Origin of the sequence: Nocardiopsis sp. NPDC049922 (assembly GCF_040660275.1) — a bacterium.
In the GTDB taxonomy this organism is placed as follows: Bacteria; Actinomycetota; Actinomycetes; order Streptosporangiales; family Streptosporangiaceae; genus Nocardiopsis.
Genome location: NZ_JBFAME010000008.1, coordinates 295,186 through 311,244, shown reverse-complemented (window position 1 = coordinate 311,244; position 16,059 = coordinate 295,186). Strand labels below are relative to the sequence as shown.

17 protein-coding genes are annotated in these 16,059 nt (G+C 73.3%); 5 read left to right on the top strand and 12 right to left on the bottom strand.

Features of this window, described 5'->3' with window-relative positions; translation table 11 throughout:
- Positions 1-345: 345 nt before the first annotated feature.
- Positions 346-1,296: a hypothetical protein gene (locus tag AB0I72_RS17460; protein WP_358569218.1), complete on the bottom strand. Its 951-nt coding sequence runs from the start codon at positions 1,294-1,296 to the stop codon at positions 346-348.
- Between the two features lie 314 nt (positions 1,297-1,610).
- Here AB0I72_RS17460 and AB0I72_RS17455 point away from each other — a divergent pair, with 314 nt between their 5' ends.
- The gene (locus AB0I72_RS17455) at positions 1,611-1,985 is read left to right on the top strand and encodes an RNA polymerase-binding protein RbpA (RefSeq protein ID WP_358569215.1); all 375 of its coding nucleotides are present in this window, start codon (positions 1,611-1,613) and stop codon (positions 1,983-1,985) included.
- Between the two features lie 92 nt (positions 1,986-2,077).
- Here AB0I72_RS17455 and AB0I72_RS17450 read toward each other — a convergent pair whose 3' ends face one another.
- The 3 genes from AB0I72_RS17450 to AB0I72_RS17440 form a co-directional block, all read right to left on the bottom strand.
- Positions 2,078-2,887: an HAD-IIA family hydrolase gene (locus tag AB0I72_RS17450; protein WP_358569212.1), complete on the bottom strand. Its 810-nt coding sequence runs from the start codon at positions 2,885-2,887 to the stop codon at positions 2,078-2,080.
- Between the two features lie 123 nt (positions 2,888-3,010).
- The gene (locus AB0I72_RS17445; protein WP_358569210.1) at positions 3,011-3,763 is read right to left on the bottom strand and encodes an SCO1664 family protein; all 753 of its coding nucleotides are present in this window, start codon (positions 3,761-3,763) and stop codon (positions 3,011-3,013) included.
- A 61-nt stretch (positions 3,764-3,824) separates the two neighbouring features.
- Entirely contained in the window at positions 3,825-4,406 is a 582-nt protein-coding gene (locus tag AB0I72_RS17440; protein WP_358569207.1) for a DUF3090 domain-containing protein, read from the bottom strand.
- 133 nt (positions 4,407-4,539) lie between these two features.
- Here AB0I72_RS17440 and AB0I72_RS17435 point away from each other — a divergent pair, with 133 nt between their 5' ends.
- Positions 4,540-4,929, top strand: coding sequence for an SgcJ/EcaC family oxidoreductase (locus AB0I72_RS17435; protein WP_358569204.1), 390 nt, complete (start codon positions 4,540-4,542; stop codon positions 4,927-4,929).
- 17 nt (positions 4,930-4,946) lie between these two features.
- On the opposite strand, the gene AB0I72_RS17430 is transcribed toward AB0I72_RS17435, so the two are convergent.
- Positions 4,947-5,711, bottom strand: coding sequence for an MSMEG_4193 family putative phosphomutase (locus AB0I72_RS17430; RefSeq protein ID WP_358569201.1), 765 nt, complete (start codon positions 5,709-5,711; stop codon positions 4,947-4,949).
- A gap of 304 nt (positions 5,712-6,015) precedes the next feature.
- Here AB0I72_RS17430 and AB0I72_RS17425 point away from each other — a divergent pair, with 304 nt between their 5' ends.
- Together AB0I72_RS17425 and AB0I72_RS17420 are read left to right on the top strand one after the other, a co-directional pair.
- Positions 6,016-6,969, top strand: coding sequence for an aldo/keto reductase (locus AB0I72_RS17425; protein ID WP_358569198.1), 954 nt, complete (start codon positions 6,016-6,018; stop codon positions 6,967-6,969).
- A 100-nt stretch (positions 6,970-7,069) separates the two neighbouring features.
- Positions 7,070-8,806 (top strand): helix-hairpin-helix domain-containing protein, encoded by a 1,737-nt coding sequence (locus AB0I72_RS17420; RefSeq protein ID WP_358569196.1) that lies wholly within the window; start codon positions 7,070-7,072, stop codon positions 8,804-8,806.
- A 9-nt stretch (positions 8,807-8,815) separates the two neighbouring features.
- On the opposite strand, the gene AB0I72_RS17415 is transcribed toward AB0I72_RS17420, so the two are convergent.
- The 7 genes from AB0I72_RS17415 to AB0I72_RS17385 all read right to left on the bottom strand — a co-directional run bounded on the left by AB0I72_RS17415 (position 8,816) and on the right by AB0I72_RS17385 (position 14,939).
- Positions 8,816-9,346: a Uma2 family endonuclease gene (locus AB0I72_RS17415; RefSeq protein ID WP_358569193.1), complete on the bottom strand. Its 531-nt coding sequence runs from the start codon at positions 9,344-9,346 to the stop codon at positions 8,816-8,818.
- Between the two features lie 150 nt (positions 9,347-9,496).
- Positions 9,497-10,123 carry a TetR/AcrR family transcriptional regulator gene (locus AB0I72_RS17410; protein WP_358569190.1) on the bottom strand — a complete coding sequence of 209 codons (627 nt, stop codon included), beginning with the start codon at positions 10,121-10,123 and terminating at the stop codon, positions 9,497-9,499.
- Between the two features lie 116 nt (positions 10,124-10,239).
- Positions 10,240-11,001 (bottom strand): SDR family oxidoreductase, encoded by a 762-nt coding sequence (locus AB0I72_RS17405; RefSeq protein ID WP_358569187.1) that lies wholly within the window; start codon positions 10,999-11,001, stop codon positions 10,240-10,242.
- Positions 11,002-11,340: 339 nt separating this feature from the next.
- The gene (gene fabI / locus AB0I72_RS17400) at positions 11,341-12,105 is read right to left on the bottom strand and encodes an enoyl-ACP reductase FabI (protein ID WP_358569184.1); all 765 of its coding nucleotides are present in this window, start codon (positions 12,103-12,105) and stop codon (positions 11,341-11,343) included.
- Between the two features lie 67 nt (positions 12,106-12,172).
- The gene (locus AB0I72_RS17395) at positions 12,173-12,877 is read right to left on the bottom strand and encodes a beta-ketoacyl-ACP reductase (protein WP_358569181.1); all 705 of its coding nucleotides are present in this window, start codon (positions 12,875-12,877) and stop codon (positions 12,173-12,175) included.
- A gap of 157 nt (positions 12,878-13,034) precedes the next feature.
- Complete coding sequence (locus tag AB0I72_RS17390; protein ID WP_358569178.1) at positions 13,035-13,694, bottom strand: response regulator transcription factor; 660 nt, start codon at positions 13,692-13,694, stop codon at positions 13,035-13,037.
- Positions 13,695-13,700: 6 nt separating this feature from the next.
- Positions 13,701-14,939: a histidine kinase gene (locus tag AB0I72_RS17385; protein ID WP_358569175.1), complete on the bottom strand. Its 1,239-nt coding sequence runs from the start codon at positions 14,937-14,939 to the stop codon at positions 13,701-13,703.
- A gap of 353 nt (positions 14,940-15,292) precedes the next feature.
- On the opposite strand from AB0I72_RS17385, the gene AB0I72_RS17380 reads away from it, so the two are divergent.
- Positions 15,293-16,057 carry an ABC transporter ATP-binding protein gene (locus AB0I72_RS17380; RefSeq protein ID WP_358569172.1) on the top strand — a complete coding sequence of 255 codons (765 nt, stop codon included), beginning with the start codon at positions 15,293-15,295 and terminating at the stop codon, positions 16,055-16,057.
- The last annotated feature ends 2 nt before the right edge of the window (positions 16,058-16,059 follow it).

Below are 16,059 nucleotides of genomic sequence, written 5' to 3'. Positions count from 1 at the left end.
GGGGGGTGCGGGCCAGAGCGGAGATGCGCCGCCGCACGTCCACGGGCAGGGGTTCGGGGGTCGTGTCGCGGGTCCGGCCGGGCAGTGCTGGCGCGGTTCCGGCCGTTCCGGCCGCCTGGGTGAGCGTCACGTTGCCTCCTCCATCGGTCTTCGTCGACCTGGTCGGACGCGGGAGCGCACGGTCCCGGTCCCGTCGAACCGGCCACGGATGTGACCGGTGATGACGAAGGTAAAGCAGGGAAAAAGTCCGACACATCGGACTTCATGGGACCTTAGGTGTCGGATAAGGAATTCTTAGGGTTCACGGCGGCGCCGGAAGGGCGCAGCCGGGCGCGTGCCGTGGGATCAGGCGACGGGGAGCGCGAGCTTGACCAGGGCGGAGCACTCCTCCAGGCATCCGCCGACGAGGACGGTGCCGCCCGGGTGGGCGTCGGGGAAGTACAGGGCGGCGCTGGTGGAGCCCCCGGCGTCGAGCTCGTACCGACCGGCCGCCCGGTCCGCGCGCCGGTACTCACCGGTGGTTGTCCGGTACCGGGCCCCCGGGAGGCCGAGATCGGCGCTGTCGGCGGTGGTGATGTCCAGCGTGACGACCAGGACCGTCTGGCCGACCGGCCGATAGGCGCTCACCACGGCGGCCTCGACCCCGCCGCTCCCGACGCGGGCCCGTCCGCCCTCGACCAGGGCCCCGGAGGGATCGACGCCGTCGACGCGGAACCGGGCCACGCGTCCGTCGTCGTAGGCGAAGTCGGTGAGCTCGACGCAGCGCCGGTCGGAGTCCCGGTCCCTGCCCCAGTACCCCTCCTCGGCCACATCACGGCAGACCCGGTACCCCGTGTCGGTGCGGTCGGCCTCCGGGTCGGTCAGCGTGCGTCCCCCGTCCGCCCAGGCACGCGCGACGGCCGTGTGGTGCAGGAGATAGGTGCGGGCCGGGGAGTCCTCGGCGGCCTCGTCCAGTCCCTCGCGCATCCGGTCGGGGTCGGAGGAGGCGGCCAGGGCGGCGACATAGGCGTCGGCGGCGAGCGAGTGCGGGGCCCGCTCCCCGGCCGCCGGTGGCCGGCCGGGCGCCGTTCCCTCGCCCTGTGTCCGATCCTCCGCTCCCGGGGAGGAGTCCGGGGCGGGCCCGGGTTCGGCCGCGGGTTCGCGCGCCCGGTACGGCGCGGGGCCGGAGTCGGGCGAGGCCGTGGCCGGTGGAGCGCCCCGCGGACCCACGCCGGGGTCCCCGTCCCGCAGGGGGAAGGGCCCGCATCCGGTCACCGCGAGCAGGGCCGCGGCGGCGAGCAGACGTGTCGGGACCATGGCGTTCCCCCACGAGGCGCACGGAGTGAACTCCTGAGAAGGATGGTGTCTCATGTCGGATGTGATTCATTCCGCCGCGCGCCGACGGGGAAACCCGCGACACCGGGAACCGCACCGACCGCGACGGTCTCTCCACCGCCGATCACCCCGCCCCTCATCGGCGGCGGCGCCACACGGCGGGGACGCGCCCCGGTGGAGTGAGGACGGCGCCCCGGCATCCCGGGTGGTTCGACCTCAGGCCAGTGGGGAATCTTGACGTGGACCGACGCGTTACATCCCGCGAGACCGCACGAGCGCCTGGAGGCACCCACACGATGGCCGAGCGAGCACTTCGCGGCACCCGGCTCGGGGCGACGAGCTACGAGAACGACCGCAACACCGACCTGGCTCCCCGGCAGGAGGTCACCTACGACTGCACCCGGGGCCACCGCTTCTCGGTCACCTTCGCGACGGAGGCCGAGATCCCCGCCGAATGGGAGTGTCGCTTCTGCGGCGACCGCGCCCGGCGGCGGGACGGGACCGGTGAGGAGCCCAAGAACGCCAAGCCGGTTCGGACCCACTGGGACATGCTGCTGGAGCGCCGGAGCATGGAGGACCTCGAGGAGGTCCTCGCCGAGCGCCTCGCCCTGCTGCGCGAACGCCGCCGCGAGGAGGCGGCGAAGGTCGAGGAGCTCGCCAGGCAGCGCTAGCGCCCGACCGACGGCGACCCGACACGGGCGGTGGACACGCGTCCGCCGCCCGTTCGTCGTGCCCGGAGCCGGTCGGTCCCTCCGGCCGCGGGTCAGTCCTTCTGGCCGAACGGGTCGCGGGTGCAGCCCACGAGCTCCTTCACCGACTCGATCACGCGGGTGGGCCGGTAGGGGAACTGCTCGGCGGTGTCGCGAACGGAGATGCCCGACAGGACCAGGACGGTCTGGAGGCCCGCCTCCAGGCCGCTGAGGACGTCGGTGTCCATGCGGTCCCCGACCATCAGCGTGTTCTCCGAGTGCGCGCCGATCCGCCGCAGCGCGGAACGCATCATCAGCGGGTTGGGCTTGCCCACGAAGTACGGGCGGCGGCCGGTGGCCTTCTCGATCAGCGCCGCGACCGCGCCCGTCGCGGGCAGCGGGCCCTCGGCGCTGGGACCGGTCTCGTCCGGGTTGGTGGCGATGAACCGCGCACCGGCCCGCACCAGGCGGATGGCGCGGGTTATCGCCTCGAAGCTGTAGGTGCGGGTCTCACCGAGCACCACGTAGTCCGGGTCGTTCTCCGTCATCACGTACCCGACGTTGTGCAGCGCCGTGGTCAGCCCGGACTCGCCGACGACGTAGGCCGACCCGTTGGGCCGCTGGGTCTGGAGGAACTGGGCCGTGGCCAGGGCCGAGGTCCAGATGGACTCCTCCGGGATGTCCAACCCCGTGTTGAGCAAACGAGCACGTAGGTCGCGAGGGGTGAAGATGGAGTTGTTGGTCAGCACCATGAACGGGATCTCGTTCTCCCGCAGCTCGGCGATCAACGCGTCCGCGCCGGGGACGAGGTGCTGCTCGCGGACGAGCACGCCGTCCATGTCGAAGAGGTAGTTCCACTCGTTTTCGTTGCTCACGGGCCCCATTGTGCCGTCTACGACCCACGGGGCGCCATTCCTACCCCCCAGTAGGGGACAGGGTTCACACCAGGGGGGCTCGGTCGAGGGTCGCCCGGTCCACGTGCCGGAGGGGCGCGGTCACGACGGAGCTCAGACCGGCGGCCAGGGCACCGACGGCCAGTCGGGCGCCGGGTACGGGTGGATCCGGTGGTGGATGAGCAGGTCGACCCGGACGCCCAGCGCGTACACCTCCGGCTCGGTGAGGTGACGGCCGAGCACGTCGGACAGCGCGCTGCCGGGGTCCTTGAGCTGGTCGCGGACCGACTCCAGGGCGGCCAGGGCGTCCTCGGTGAGCGGTTCGCCCCGCCACTGCCACAGCACCGTGCGCAGCTTGTAGTCCTCGGCGAAGGAGACGCCGTGGTCGCAGCCGTACAGGTGGCCGCCGGGGGTGGGCAGCAGGTGGCCGATCTTGCGGTCGGAGTTGTTGATGACCGCGTCGAAGACCGCCATGTGGCGCAGGTCGGGGTTGTCGGTCTCGCGGGAGAGCGCGACCAGGTCCACGGTCGTGTCGCCGTGCACCCACAGCTGCACCATGCCCTCGCCGAACGGGCCGTCCCGGTGCACGGTGGGAGGGACGATTCCCCAGCCCAGGGCCTCGGAGACGGCGAAGGCCGACACCTCGCGGCCCGCCAGCGTGCCGTCGGGGAAGTCCCACAGGGGCCGCTCCCCCGCCACGGGCTTGTAGACGCAGGCGGCCGAGCGGGCGCCGTCGGCGACCGTGCAGTACAGGGTGGCGTTGGAGGCCGAGGTCAGGCGGCCCTCGACGGTGATCTGGCCGGTGCGGAGCAGGTCGAGACCCGCGGCGGCGTCGAGGCCGTCGAAGGCGTCGGTGGTGTCGTTCATCCGATCCCCCGCGGCGTGCGCGCGACGGGGCCGCCGTGTGCGGTCGTCATCGGCACCGGTGTCACACGAGGCGGTCCGGCCGGTACCCGTTCTGTCGGGCACAGATGTGACCGCTGGGGTCCAGGGGACGGCCGCACAGCGGGCAGTCGGGGCGCCCCGCGGCCACGACCTTCATGGCGCGCCCCGCGAACGCGCGGGCCTCGCCGGGGGTCAGGTAGACACGCAGGACGTCGCGGTGCGCGGGCGCCTCCTCGGCGAAGACCTCCAGCTCCTCCTCGTCGTCCTCGACCAGGTCCTCACCGGCGGACTCGTCGATCTCCTGGGCCTCGACGATGACGCGGGCGGCCTCGGCGTCCCAGGCCAGGGCGAGCGTGCCCACCCGGAAGTCCTGCTCGATCGGCTGTTGGAGGGGGCCGTCGTCCTCGGGCGGGGTGGTGTCACCCGGCGGTGTCCCGAACCGGCGGTGCACCTCTTCCAGCAGCTCCTCGATTCGGGTCGCCAATGCCTCGACCTGGGCCTTCTCCAGGACGACACTGGTGATCCGCCCCTCCCCCACGGCCTGGAGGAAGAAGGTGCGGTCTCCCGGCTGGCCGACCGTTCCGGCGACGAACCGCTCCGGCGGGTTGAACTGAAAGACGGGCATGCCATGAACCCTAAGGGATGGAGGGCGCGCGTTGCCCCATCGCCCCCGTGCTTGACATCAAGTTAACTTGACGTAGTTCGCTCTCTCCCGGAGCGCACCGGCTCCGCCCCCACCGACGACTTCGGGAGACACCATGACCACCACGCGTCACTCCGAGATCCACGCCCTCGTCCAGAGCTTCGAGGACGCCTTCAACGCCCACGACCCGGTCGCCCTGGGCGGGCACTTCGCCGCCGACTCGCTGTGGACCAACGCGCTCGGCAGGCGGGTGCGGGGCCGCGACGCCGTCATCGTCCTCAACGAGGAGGTCATGCCGAAGCTCGCCGACGCCTACGCCCGCTACCGGGTCGCCGAGGTCCTGGAGATCCGCCCGGACGTGGTCGCCGTGCACGTGGCGCAGACCCCGGCCGACGCCGACGGCGCCCCGGCGGAGGGACCGGGGGGCAGCGCCGTGTACGTCTTCGCCCGCGGCGAGGAGGGCTGGAGGATCGTCGTGGGCCAGAACACGATCGCGGCGGCCTGAGGCGGCCGCCGCGCACGTCAGGCGGTGTCGGAGCCGTTCGAGCGCCCTCCGGCGCCGCCGCCGACCGCCGCGTCGCCGCGTGCCTCGGCCCGGGTCGGCAGGCTGCCCGCCAGCCCCTCCCCCGTGTCGTTGAGCGTGTTGAGGAAGGGACGCGTGCGGGTGTAGGTGATGGAGGTGATCGAACAGGGGTCGACGCGCAGGCGTTGGAAGAGGTCCAGGTGCAGGCCGAGCGCGTCGGCGACGATCGCCTTGATGATGTCGCCGTGGCTGCACACGACGTACACGGGCGGCCCCTGTTCACCGTCGGCCGGGGTCCGCAGCACGCGGCCGTTCCAGTCGCGGACCGCCTCGACGGCGCGCGCCGAGGCCGTGGCGAGGGCCTCCCCGCCGGGGAAGCGCGCCGCGCTGGGGTGGTCCTGGACCACCCGCCACAGGGGTTCGGCGGTGAGCTCCTCCAGCCCCCGGCCGGTCCAGGTCCCGTAGTCGCACTCGATCAGGCGGTCGTCGGGCGTGACCGCGACGCCGAGGTGTTCGCCGACCGCCTCCGCGGTCTCCCGGCACCGTTCGAGCGGGCTGGACACCAGCGCGGCGGGGCGCAGCTCCGCGAGCCGGTGGGCCAGGCGGGTGGCCTGCGCGCGGCCGGTGTCGTTGAGGTGGACACCCTCGGCGCGCCCCGCGAGGCGGGGGCCGGTGGCGTCGGTCATGCCGTGGCGGACGAGGAGGAGGGTGACCGCCTCGGCCGCGGGGGGACGGGCGTCCTGGTCTGCTTCGGGTGTCGCCATGGCACCACCCTAGGGCGTGTGCCGCGGACACATACCCTGCTGCGCGACGCCCCAGCACAACTCTCGCTGCGTTCTCATCAGTCGAAAGCACACCCAGGCTTACTCCTTCTTCGGCCTTGCGACAGCCGCACTGGAGACGCCGCTCGCGACGGGCAGCACCCACGGAACACGCCCTGGCCACGACACAGCCTCGACCGGAGAGACACGGTGGTCGGGTGGGCCCGCGCGTCCCGGGTGGCCCGGAGCCCTCGTCGGAGCGCACAGCCCCGGACCCCGGTCAGACGGACACGGTACCCTCCGCCGCATGGAACAGCGACAGGTGGGCAGATCAGGACTGTGGGTGTCACGCACCGCCCTGGGCACGATGACCTGGGGTAAGGACACCTCCGAGGAGGAGGCCGGGCAGCAGCTCACCGCGTTCGTCGACGCGGGCGGCACGCTCGTGGACACCGCCGACATCTACACGGGCGGGCAGAGCGAACGCATCCTGGGCCGGTTGCTGAACGCCGCGGTGCGCCGCGAGGACGTGGTGGTCGCCACCAAGACGGGGCACACTCCGGAGGGGTACCGCCCGGTGGACGGCTCCCGGCGGCACCTGCTCGCCTCGTTGGACGCGTCGCTGCGGCGGCTCCAGACCGAGTACGTCGACCTGTGGCAGCTGCACGTGTTCGACCCCGCCACACCGCCGGAGGAGTCCCTGGCGGCGATGGAGACCGCGGTCGCGGCGGGCAAGGCGCGGTACGTGGGCACGGGGAACCTGGAGGCGTGGCAGTTCGCCACCCTGGCGACGTGGCAGCGGGCCCAGCCCGCACGCGTGCCGCTGGTGAGCGCGGGGGCGGAGTACTCCCTGCTCAACCGGGACGCCGACCGGGCGCTGCGCCCGGCTGCGGCCGCCTCCGACGCCCATCTGATCGCGTGGTCGCCACTGGGTCGCGGGGTGCTCAGCGCCAAGTACCGCAACGGGGTGCCGCCGGACTCGCGGGCGGCGTTCCCGCACATGGCGCCCTACGTCGAGCCCTACCTGGACGAGCACAGCCGCCGCGTGGTCGAGTCGGTGTGCACGGCCGCCGATGGCCTGGGCGTGCCGCCGCTGGCGGTCGCGCTGAGCTGGGCGCGCGACCAGGAGGGGGTGGCCACCGCGGTGGTCGGTCCGCGCACGCTCCCCCAGCTGGAGGGGATCCTGCGGGTGGAGGCGGTGGAACTGCCCCCGGAGATCCGGGACGCTCTGGACGACGCCACCTCCGGGCGGGGACGCTGACGGCGGGCGCCGACCGGCGCTGAACCCGGAGCGGACGGTCACCGCGAGTCGGTAGGCTCCCAGGGTCATCCGAACCGCGTGACGAGGGGAACCACCCGAGGTGTCCGACGCTGTGGAACAGGTCAGTGCCGTCCTCGACCGGATGGGGGCGCCGCACGCCCTGGCGCCGCGCCTGGCCGCGGAGCTGGGCCCGGGGGCCGCCGCCGAACTGGAGACCAACCCGTGGCTGCTGCTGCGGCTGCCGGCGGTGACCGTCGAGCAGGCCGACTACTGCGCGCGTCGGCACCTGGGCGACGCGGCCCGGCCGGACGATCCCCGGCGGCTGAGCGCGCTGACCGCCCACGTGCTGCGGCGGTCGGCACGGCGCGGACACACGGCGGTCGAGGAGCGGCGGCTGACGACGATCGTCGGCGAGCTGGGGGTGACCAACCCCGCGGCGGCCCTGGACGCGGCCGTGGCCGACGGCTCCTCGGTGGTCTTCGAGAGCACCGACGACACCGACGACGACGTCGACTTCGCCGAGGGCGGGGTCCCCGACCTCCCGGACGCCGAGCGGTTCCACGCCCTGCCCGGCATCGGCCACGCCGAACAGCGCCTGGGTGAGCAGCTGGCGCGGTTGATCGGCGGCAACGACCCGATCATGGACGCGCTGACCGCGGCCGAGACCGTGGACGCGGCGGTCGAGCGGCACGAGTTCACGCTGTCGGAGCGCACGCGCGAGGCGCTGGTCACCGTGGCGCTGCGCCCGGTCACGGTGCTGCGGCACGGTCCGGGAGACGCCGCCGAGGTGGCCCGGGCCCTGGTGTGCCTGCACGCGATCGCCGCTGACAGCCAGGTGGGCGTCGCCGTGGCCGCGCCGACCGCGCAGGCGGCGGCCGAGGTGAACCGGGAACTGGCCCGCTGCTGGGGCGAGGGCGAACCCGAACTCCGCGCCGTGTCCCTGCCCGAGCTGCTGGCGCGGGCGCCGCTGGAGGTCGGGTTGGTGGTGCTGTGCGAGGCGATGTCGGTGGGCGTGGCGCGGGCGGCCGAGCTGGCCTCGTCGTGCGCCGACGGCGCCCACCTGGTGCTGGTCGCCGACCCGCACCAGGCGCCGTCCGCGACCCCGGGTCGGGTGGTGGTGGACGTGGCGGCCTCCCGGACCGCGCACGTGGCCGAGGTCGCCGACCCGGGCGAGCCCGGGCCCGTCGCCGCGCTGGCCCAGGCGGTGGCCGAGGGGGGCGTGCCGGAGGTGGCGGCGCCGGAGCGCGAGGTGGTCCGGGTGCCCGCCACGTCCGCGGAGGAGGCCGCGCACCGGGTGGTGCAGCTGCTCACGGACTCGATCCCGCGCGCGCTCGGCATCGCCCCCGAGGACGTGCAGGTCGTGGCGGCGCGGGAGGACGGACCGGCGGGCGCGGGCGCGCTCAACGCGGCGTGCAAGGAGCGGTTGAACCCGGGACCGGGCGCGCACGGGGGCTTCGACGTGGGCGACCGCGTGCTGCTGGTCGCCGAGGGCCCCGGGTACGGGCCGGGCGACACGGGTGTCCTGCGCGAGGTGGGCGAGGTGGCGGTGGTCGAGCTGGCCGACGGGCGGCGGGTGTCGGTGGCGGACCCGTCGGCGCTGCGGCCGGGCTGGGCGGTGACGGTGGCCGCGGCGCACGGGGGCCGGTGGCCCGCCGTGGTGGCGGTGTTCCCGCCGGAGGTCCCGGTGTCGCGCCCGCAGGTGTACACGGCGCTGACCCGGGCGGTGCGGCACGTGTCGTTGGTGGACGCCACGGGCGGCGCGCTGGAGACGGGTGTGCGGGAGAACGCGGGCGCGGAGCGGACGACGCGGCTGGTGCGGGTGCTGCGGGAGGCGTAGGGGCGCGGGTCAGCCGCCGTACCGGGGGAAGACGGACGTGTCGATCCGGACGTCCTTGAGCGGTTCGGGCAGGACCACGTCGGTGCCGAACTCGGCGTCGTGCCGGGCCTGGTACTCCCCGTCCTTCGGGTCCCAGTACAGGCGGGTGGTCGCGGACCTCGGGTCGATGATGAGGTAGAGGGGGATCCGCCACCGCGCGTACAGGGACGGCTTGATCTTCGTGTCGTTGGCGGCGTTGCCCGGTGAGACCACCTCGACCACGCAGTCGACGTCGTCGGGTCTGACCAGCCAGCCGTCGTCGTCAAGGGCCGTGGAGCGAACCACCATGAGGTCCGGCGTGGCGTAGTCCTCCCCCTCGGGGACACCGACGGAGCACACCTGCACCGCACAACGATCCTGGGGCAGCTGGCCGAGCGACTGGGCGTGGAGCCGCCGAACGGCCCCGCCGTGCTTCTTCGGCTGCGGCGGGCTGATCACGACGGCCCCGGCCAGGATCTCCACCCGGCACGCCTTCGGGACGTCGAGGTGGTCGGCGACCACGCGTAGATCGAGTGGGGACCGTGGGGCGGAGGCGGAATCCGCGGGCTCCGCCGCCGTTCGTTCCACCATCGTGGTTGCCTCCGAGGACGAGAGTTCGGTACTCCCCCATCCTGGCCGCTCCGGATGCCGAACGGGGCTGTTTCGTCGAGGTCAGCCCTCGTGCTGGCGGCAGCGGCCGGTGAACACGGTGCCGAGCTCCGCGCGCAGGGCCGCGCGGGCGTGGTCGGCGACGCCCGGTGCGCCCCGGTACACGCGGGTGGCCAGGCCCTCGGCCACCGAGGCGATGCGCGTGGCGGCGGTGTCGGCGTCCACGTCCGGTTCGACCTCGCCGCACTCGGTGCCGTCGCGCACCGCCCGGGCGATCTCCGCGTGCACGGCCTCGGCGGTGCGCGCGTCCACCTCGGCGAGGGCGGGGCTGTCCAGGGCCCGCCCGGCGAAGGCGCGCACGACCCGGAACTCGGCGCGGCGGGGGCCGTCGAGCGGCAGGTGTTCGGCGAGGGCGTCCAGCAGGACGTCGGCGATGGTCCGCCGGTGGGTGGCGCCCTCGCGCACGACCCGGGCGACCCGGTCGGCGATCTCCGTGCTGACCTCCTGGAACGCGTGCAGGAGCATGTCGTCCTTGGCCCGGAAGTAGTGCTGCACGAGCCCGACCGACATCCCGGCGCGCGCGGCCGTGCGGGAGACGGTGACGGTGTCCAGGCCGGTCTCGGCGATCATCTCGCGCACGGCCCGGGTGATCTGTGCACGCCTGAGAGCGTGGTCCGCTGTTCTTGGCACGACATAACCGTATCAGCGTATGGTAATAATCGTATGACCGTATGGTTATCCGGAGGAACCCCCGAGCGCCGAGGAGGCCGCGGCGGTGCGGCCGGCCGTCGCGTACGGCCCGCGGTTCAGACCCGGTCGAGGAACCCGCCGTCCACCACCAGGTTGTTGCCGGTGATGTAACTGGCGGCGGGGCTGGCCAGGTAGGCGGCGGCGCGGGCCACCTCCTCCGGACGGCCGAGGCGGCCGTAGGGGATGCGGCCGCGGATGGTCGCGTAGAACTCGGGGTCGTTCTCCCGGCGCCGGTCCCAACCTCCGCCGGGGAACTCGGTCGGGCCGGGCGAGACGGTGTTGACGCGGATCCCCTCGGGCGCCCACGACCGTGCGAGCGAGGCGGCGTGGTGGTTGAGCGCGGCCTTGAGCGCCCCGTAGGCGGCGGGCCCGGCGGGGCGGGTGGTGTGCAGGGCGGAGGTGGTGGAGATGAGGACCACCGCACCGCCGCGCTCGGAGGCCTCCAGGTGCGGGTGGGCGCGTTCGGCCATGCGCACGAACGGCAGGACGTCGGCGCCGAAGTTGCGCTCCCACTGGTCGGGGGTGCGGCTGCTGCCCGCGGAGACGTTGGAGACCAGCACGTCGATCCCGCCCAGGATCTCGGCGGCGTCGTCGACGAAGGAGTCCAGCGCGGGCGCGTCGGCGACGTCCAGGGCCCGGGCGAACACGGTCGCGCCGGTCAGTCGCAGCTCCTCGGCCGCCTCCTCCAGCGGTTCGGGGTCGCGCGCGCAGATCGCGAGGTCGGCCCCCTCGTCGGCGAAGACGTCGGCGATGGCACGGCCGATCCCCCGGCTGGCCCCCGTGATGACGACCCGCGCGCCCGTCAGGTGCAGATCCATGTGTTCCCCCTCCTCGCGGCCCGCGCCGCCCGTCCGCTCGTCCGGGCGCAGGTTACACCGGCCCGGTCGGACGCCGTGTCGGACGTGCCGGATCAGTTCCCGCCGTGGCGGCGGGCGTGCTCCTCGGCGTGCCGCCTGAGCGACTCCTCGATCCGAGCGCGCCGGTTCGCGGCGCTGGTTCCGTCGATCCGGGCCGCGAAGGACCTGTGGGCCGCGGCGATCAGGGTGTCGGGGGCGTCGCCGACGCCCGCCCGGCGCGGACCGCCGACGGCGTACCCGCGTCACGTCCCCTGCGTTCGTGGGCGCCCGTTCGGGGCGCCCACGAACGAGAGCGGGCGGTCAGGCCCCGGTGGAGTGGAAGCCGCCGTCCACGTGCACGATCTCGCCGGTGGTCGCCGGGAACCAGTCCGACAGCAGCGCCACGACGGCCTTGGCCGCGGGCTCCGGGTCGGTGACGTCCCAGCCCAGCGGCGCGCGCTCCGGCCAGTGCTTGGCCAGCTCGGCGAAGCCCGGGATGCTGCGCGCGGCCATGGTGCTGAGCGGGCCGGCCGAGACCAGGTTGACCCGGATGTCCTGGTCGCCGACGTAGCGGGCCAGGTAGCGCGCGGTGGAGGTCAGCGCGGACTTGGCCACGCCCATCCAGTCGTAGATGGGGTAGGAGACGCTGTTGTCGAAGTCCAGCGCCACCACGGAACCGCCGTTCTTCATCAGCGGCATGAGCGAGGTGGTGAGCGCCTTCAGCGAGAAGGTGGACGTGTGCATGGCGGTGGCCACGTCCGACCACTGGGTGTTGAGGAAGTTGCCGCCCAGCGCGTCCTGCGGGGTGAAGCCGATCGAGTGCACGATGCCGTCGACGCCGTCGACGTGCTCGCCCACACGGGCGGCCAGCGTGCCGAGCTGCTCGTCGTCGGTGACGTCCAGCTCCAGGACCGGCGGGGTCTCGGGCAGCCGCTTGGCGACGCGCTCCACGAGGCTCATGCGGCCGTAGCCGGTGAGCACGACGGTCGCGCCCTGCTCCTGGGCGAGGCGGGCGACGTGGAAGGCGATGGAGGAGTCGGTGAGCACCCCGGTGACGAGGATGCGCTTACCTTCGAGAAGTCCCATGGGGTTTCCTGATTCTGGTCTGGCCGGCGGGGGTGGTCCGGTGGCTGGTGCGGGTGGAGGTGGGTTGCTAGTGGCCCATGCCCATGCCGCCGTCCACGGGGATGACGGCGCCGGTGATGTAGGCGGCCCCGGGACCGGCGAGGAAGCCCACGGTCTTGGCGATGTCCTCGGTGCCGCCGATCCGCCCGAGCGGGATGTTCTTCCTGATCTCGGCCTGGCGGTCCTCGCCGAGCTGCGCGGTCATGTCGGTCTCGATGAAACCGGGGGCCACGACGTTGACCGTGATGTTGCGGGAACCGAGCTCGCGGGCGAGCGAGCGGCCGAAGCCGACCAGTCCGGCCTTGGAGGCCGCGTAGTTGGCCTGTCCGCCGGAGCCGAGCAGGCCCACCACGGAGGAGATGAGGATGATGCGGCCGCCGCGCTTGCGCATCATGCCGCGCACGGCGCGCTTGGCGACGCGGAACGCCCCGGTCAGGTTGGTGTCCAGGACCGAGGAGAAGTCGTCCTCGCTCATCAGGGCGAGGAGCTGGTCCTTGGTGATCCCGGCGTTGGCGACGAGCACCTCGACGGGCCCCTGCGCCTCCTCGACCTCCTTGAACGCCGCGTCGACCTGCGCGGAGTCGGTGATGTCGCAGCGCACCCCGAGCAGGCCCTCCGGCGGCTCTCCCGAGCGGTGGGTCACGGCGACGTCGTCGCCTCCGGCGGCGAGCTCTCGGGCGATGGCCAGGCCGATTCCGCGGTTGCCGCCGGTGACCAGAACCGATCGCGACATAGGGGCACCTCTTCTCCTGCGGCTGGCGTCACCAGCCACGACATGGATCTTCCGGGGGTGGGATCGCCTTGCAGAGTACCGAGCTACCGGGCGGTAGCGGCAACTGAGGTGTACGAACGCGGATCCGGGCGGAGCGCGTGCCCGCCCTCGCGGGGGCTCAGGCCCACCCGGCGTCGTGGGCGAGGATGGCGGCCTGCACGCGGTTGGACATGCCCAGTTTGGACAGGATCCGGCTGACGTGCGCCTTGACCGTCGCCTCCCGCATCCCCAGCGCACGCCCGGCCTCGGCGTTGGACATGCCCTTGGCCACGGCGACCAGCACCGCCCGTTCGCGCTCGCTCAGCACCGACAGCCGCCGCTCGGCCTCGGCGCGCTCCGCGGCGGCCCCGGCGGGCTCGGGGACGGCGAAGCGTTCGAGCATGCGCTTGGTCACGCTCGGCGCGAGCATGGCGTTGCCCTCGTGCACCGTGCGCACGGCGGCGATGAGGTCGCGCGGCGGGGTGTCCTTGAGCAGGAACCCGACGGCGCCCGCGCGCAGCGCCCGGTGCACGTACTCGTCCAGGTCGAACGTGGTGAGCAGGACCACACGGGGCGCGTTCGGCAGCCGCGTCAGGCGCGCGGCGGCGCTGAGTCCGTCGGTGCCCGGCATGCGGATGTCGAGCAGGACCACGTCGGGCGACAGCTCCCGGGCGAGCCGGACGGCCTCCTCGCCGTCCCCGCCCTCCCCGACCACCTCGATGTCGGGTGCCGCCTCCAGGATCATCCGCAGCCCGGACCGGACCAGGTTCTCGTCGTCGACCAGGATGGTGCGGATCACCGTCGGTCACTCCCCTTCCGCCTCGTGTCCCCCGTGCACGGGAAGGACGACGCTCAGCCGCCACCCGCCGTCGAACCGGGGGCCCGCCGTGAGCGACCCGCCGACCAGGGCGACGCGCTCCCGGATACCCGCAAGACCGTACCCGCTGTGCGGTGGGGGCGGCGCCGCGGTGGTGGCGGGCCCGTTGGCGACCTCCACCTCCAGGGCGGCGCCCCTCCGGCGCAGCCCCAGCGTCACCCGGGCGCCGCGCGCGTGCTTGGCGGCGTTGGTCAGCCCCTCCTGGACCACCCGGTAGGCGGTGCGCTGCACCGTCGGGGGCAGCTCCCCGAGCGGTTCGGGCTCGACGCGGTCCACGACCATCCCCGCCTCGCGCCACTCCCCCAGCAGCCGGTCGAGGTCGGACAGCCCGGGCTGCGGCGCGGTGGGCGCGGCGGCGCCGGACTCGTCGCGCAGCACCCCGAGGATGCTCCGCAGTTCGGCGAGGGCCTCGCGGCCGGTGGTACGGATGAGCCCGGCCGCCTCGACCGTGCGCGGATCCTCGGACGAGACCTCCAGGCCGCCCGCGTGCAGCACCATGAGGCTCACCCGGTGCGCCACGACGTCGTGCATCTCCCGGGCGATCCGGGTGCGTTCGGCGGTGATGGCGTGCTCGGCCATGAGGTGCTGCTCACGCTCCAGCCGTTCGGCGCGCTCCTGGAGGCGCTCGATGAGCTGTCGCCGCGTGCCGACCCACAGCCCGACGGTCGTCGGGACCACGAGGAAGAACCCGAGGTTGACGACGTAGGCGAGCACGTACAGGTCCATCCCGGCGTACATCGCGAGGGCCTGGAGGGCGAACCACCCGCTGAGCAGCCTGCGGTCGGAGAAGTGCACCGCGTAGGAGTAGAGGGCGAACGCGGCCGGGAGTAGGTTGCCGAAGACCAGCAGGAGCACGAGGGCCAGGGCCAGCAGCCAGTGCGGGCGCGAACGGCGGAACAGGATCGCCAGGAAGACCAGTCCCGACGGCACCAGGACGATGAGGGCGAACAGGACCACCGTCACGGGCGTGCCGACGCCCTGGGTGAGCTGACCGACCAATCCGTTCAGCAGCCCGTTGTCCGGGGCCATCTGGAAGAGCGCCACGAACGGGAAGGATCCGACGGCGTAGAACCAGTCGGCGAAGCGCAGACGCCGCTTCCACCACCACTCCGGGCCGAGCCGCCACAGCGGGGTGGCACCCGGTACCCTCGTGTTCTGCTCCCTCATACGCCGGATTCTATGGTCGACCCTCCGCCGCTCCCGGCCGTTCGCCGACAGTGAGCCGCCCGCTGGCCGATCGTCGGTGTCGTCGTGTTCTTCCTGGTCACGGACCTGTCCGCGGTCCGGATCCACCCGCCCTCGCCGGGGCGACCCCCAACGAAAGTCGGTACCGCCCCCCGACCTTGGAGTCGGGGCCGTCCGTCCGACCCGTCCCTTTGGCCGGGGTGCGATTCGGCCCGTGGGGGGAGGAGTCGGGCATCGCGGCGGACCTAGCGTGGGAACCACACCGGGCGGGACCGGGGGCGACCCCCCGAACCACCCGGTGACACGTGTCCACCGTCTTTCTGGAGTTGTCTGCCGTGACCGCGTCATCCGTCCAGCCCGTTCCCCCGGCCACCGCCCCGCCGGTGGTGGTCGCCCGCGGGCTCACCAAGACCTACGACACCGGGGGCAGCCAGGTCCACGCCCTCGCCGGGGTGGACGTGGACTTCCACCGGGGCGCGTTCACCGCGATCATGGGCCCCTCCGGCTCCGGCAAGTCGACCCTGATGCACTGCCTGGCGGGCCTGGACGTGCCCACGTCCGGCACCGTGCACCTGGGCCGCACCCAGATCACCGGTCTGCGCGACAGCGAACTGACCCTGCTGCGCCGCGACCGGATCGGGTTCATCTTCCAGTCGTTCAACCTGCTGCCCATGCTGACCGCCGAGCAGAACATCCTGCTGCCGTCGCAGATCGCCAAGCGCAAGGTCGACCAGCAGCGCTTCGACCACATCATCGACGTGGTGGGGCTGCGCGACCGCCTCGACCACCTGCCCGCCAAGCTCTCCGGCGGCCAGCAGCAGCGCGTGGCCGTGGCACGCGCCCTGCTCAACGCGCCCGAGGTGGTCTACGCCGACGAGCCCACCGGCAACCTGGACTCGCGTTCGGGCGCGGAGGTCCTGTCGTTCCTGCGCGACTCGGCCAAGGACCTGAACCAGACCATCGTCATGGTCACCCACGACCCCGTGGCCGCCTCCTACGCCGACCGCGTCGTGTTCCTGCGCGACGGCGCGCTGGTCGACGAGGTCACCGACCCCGATCCCGAGCTGGTCTCCGCCCGGCTGCTGAAGCTGGAGGCCTGACC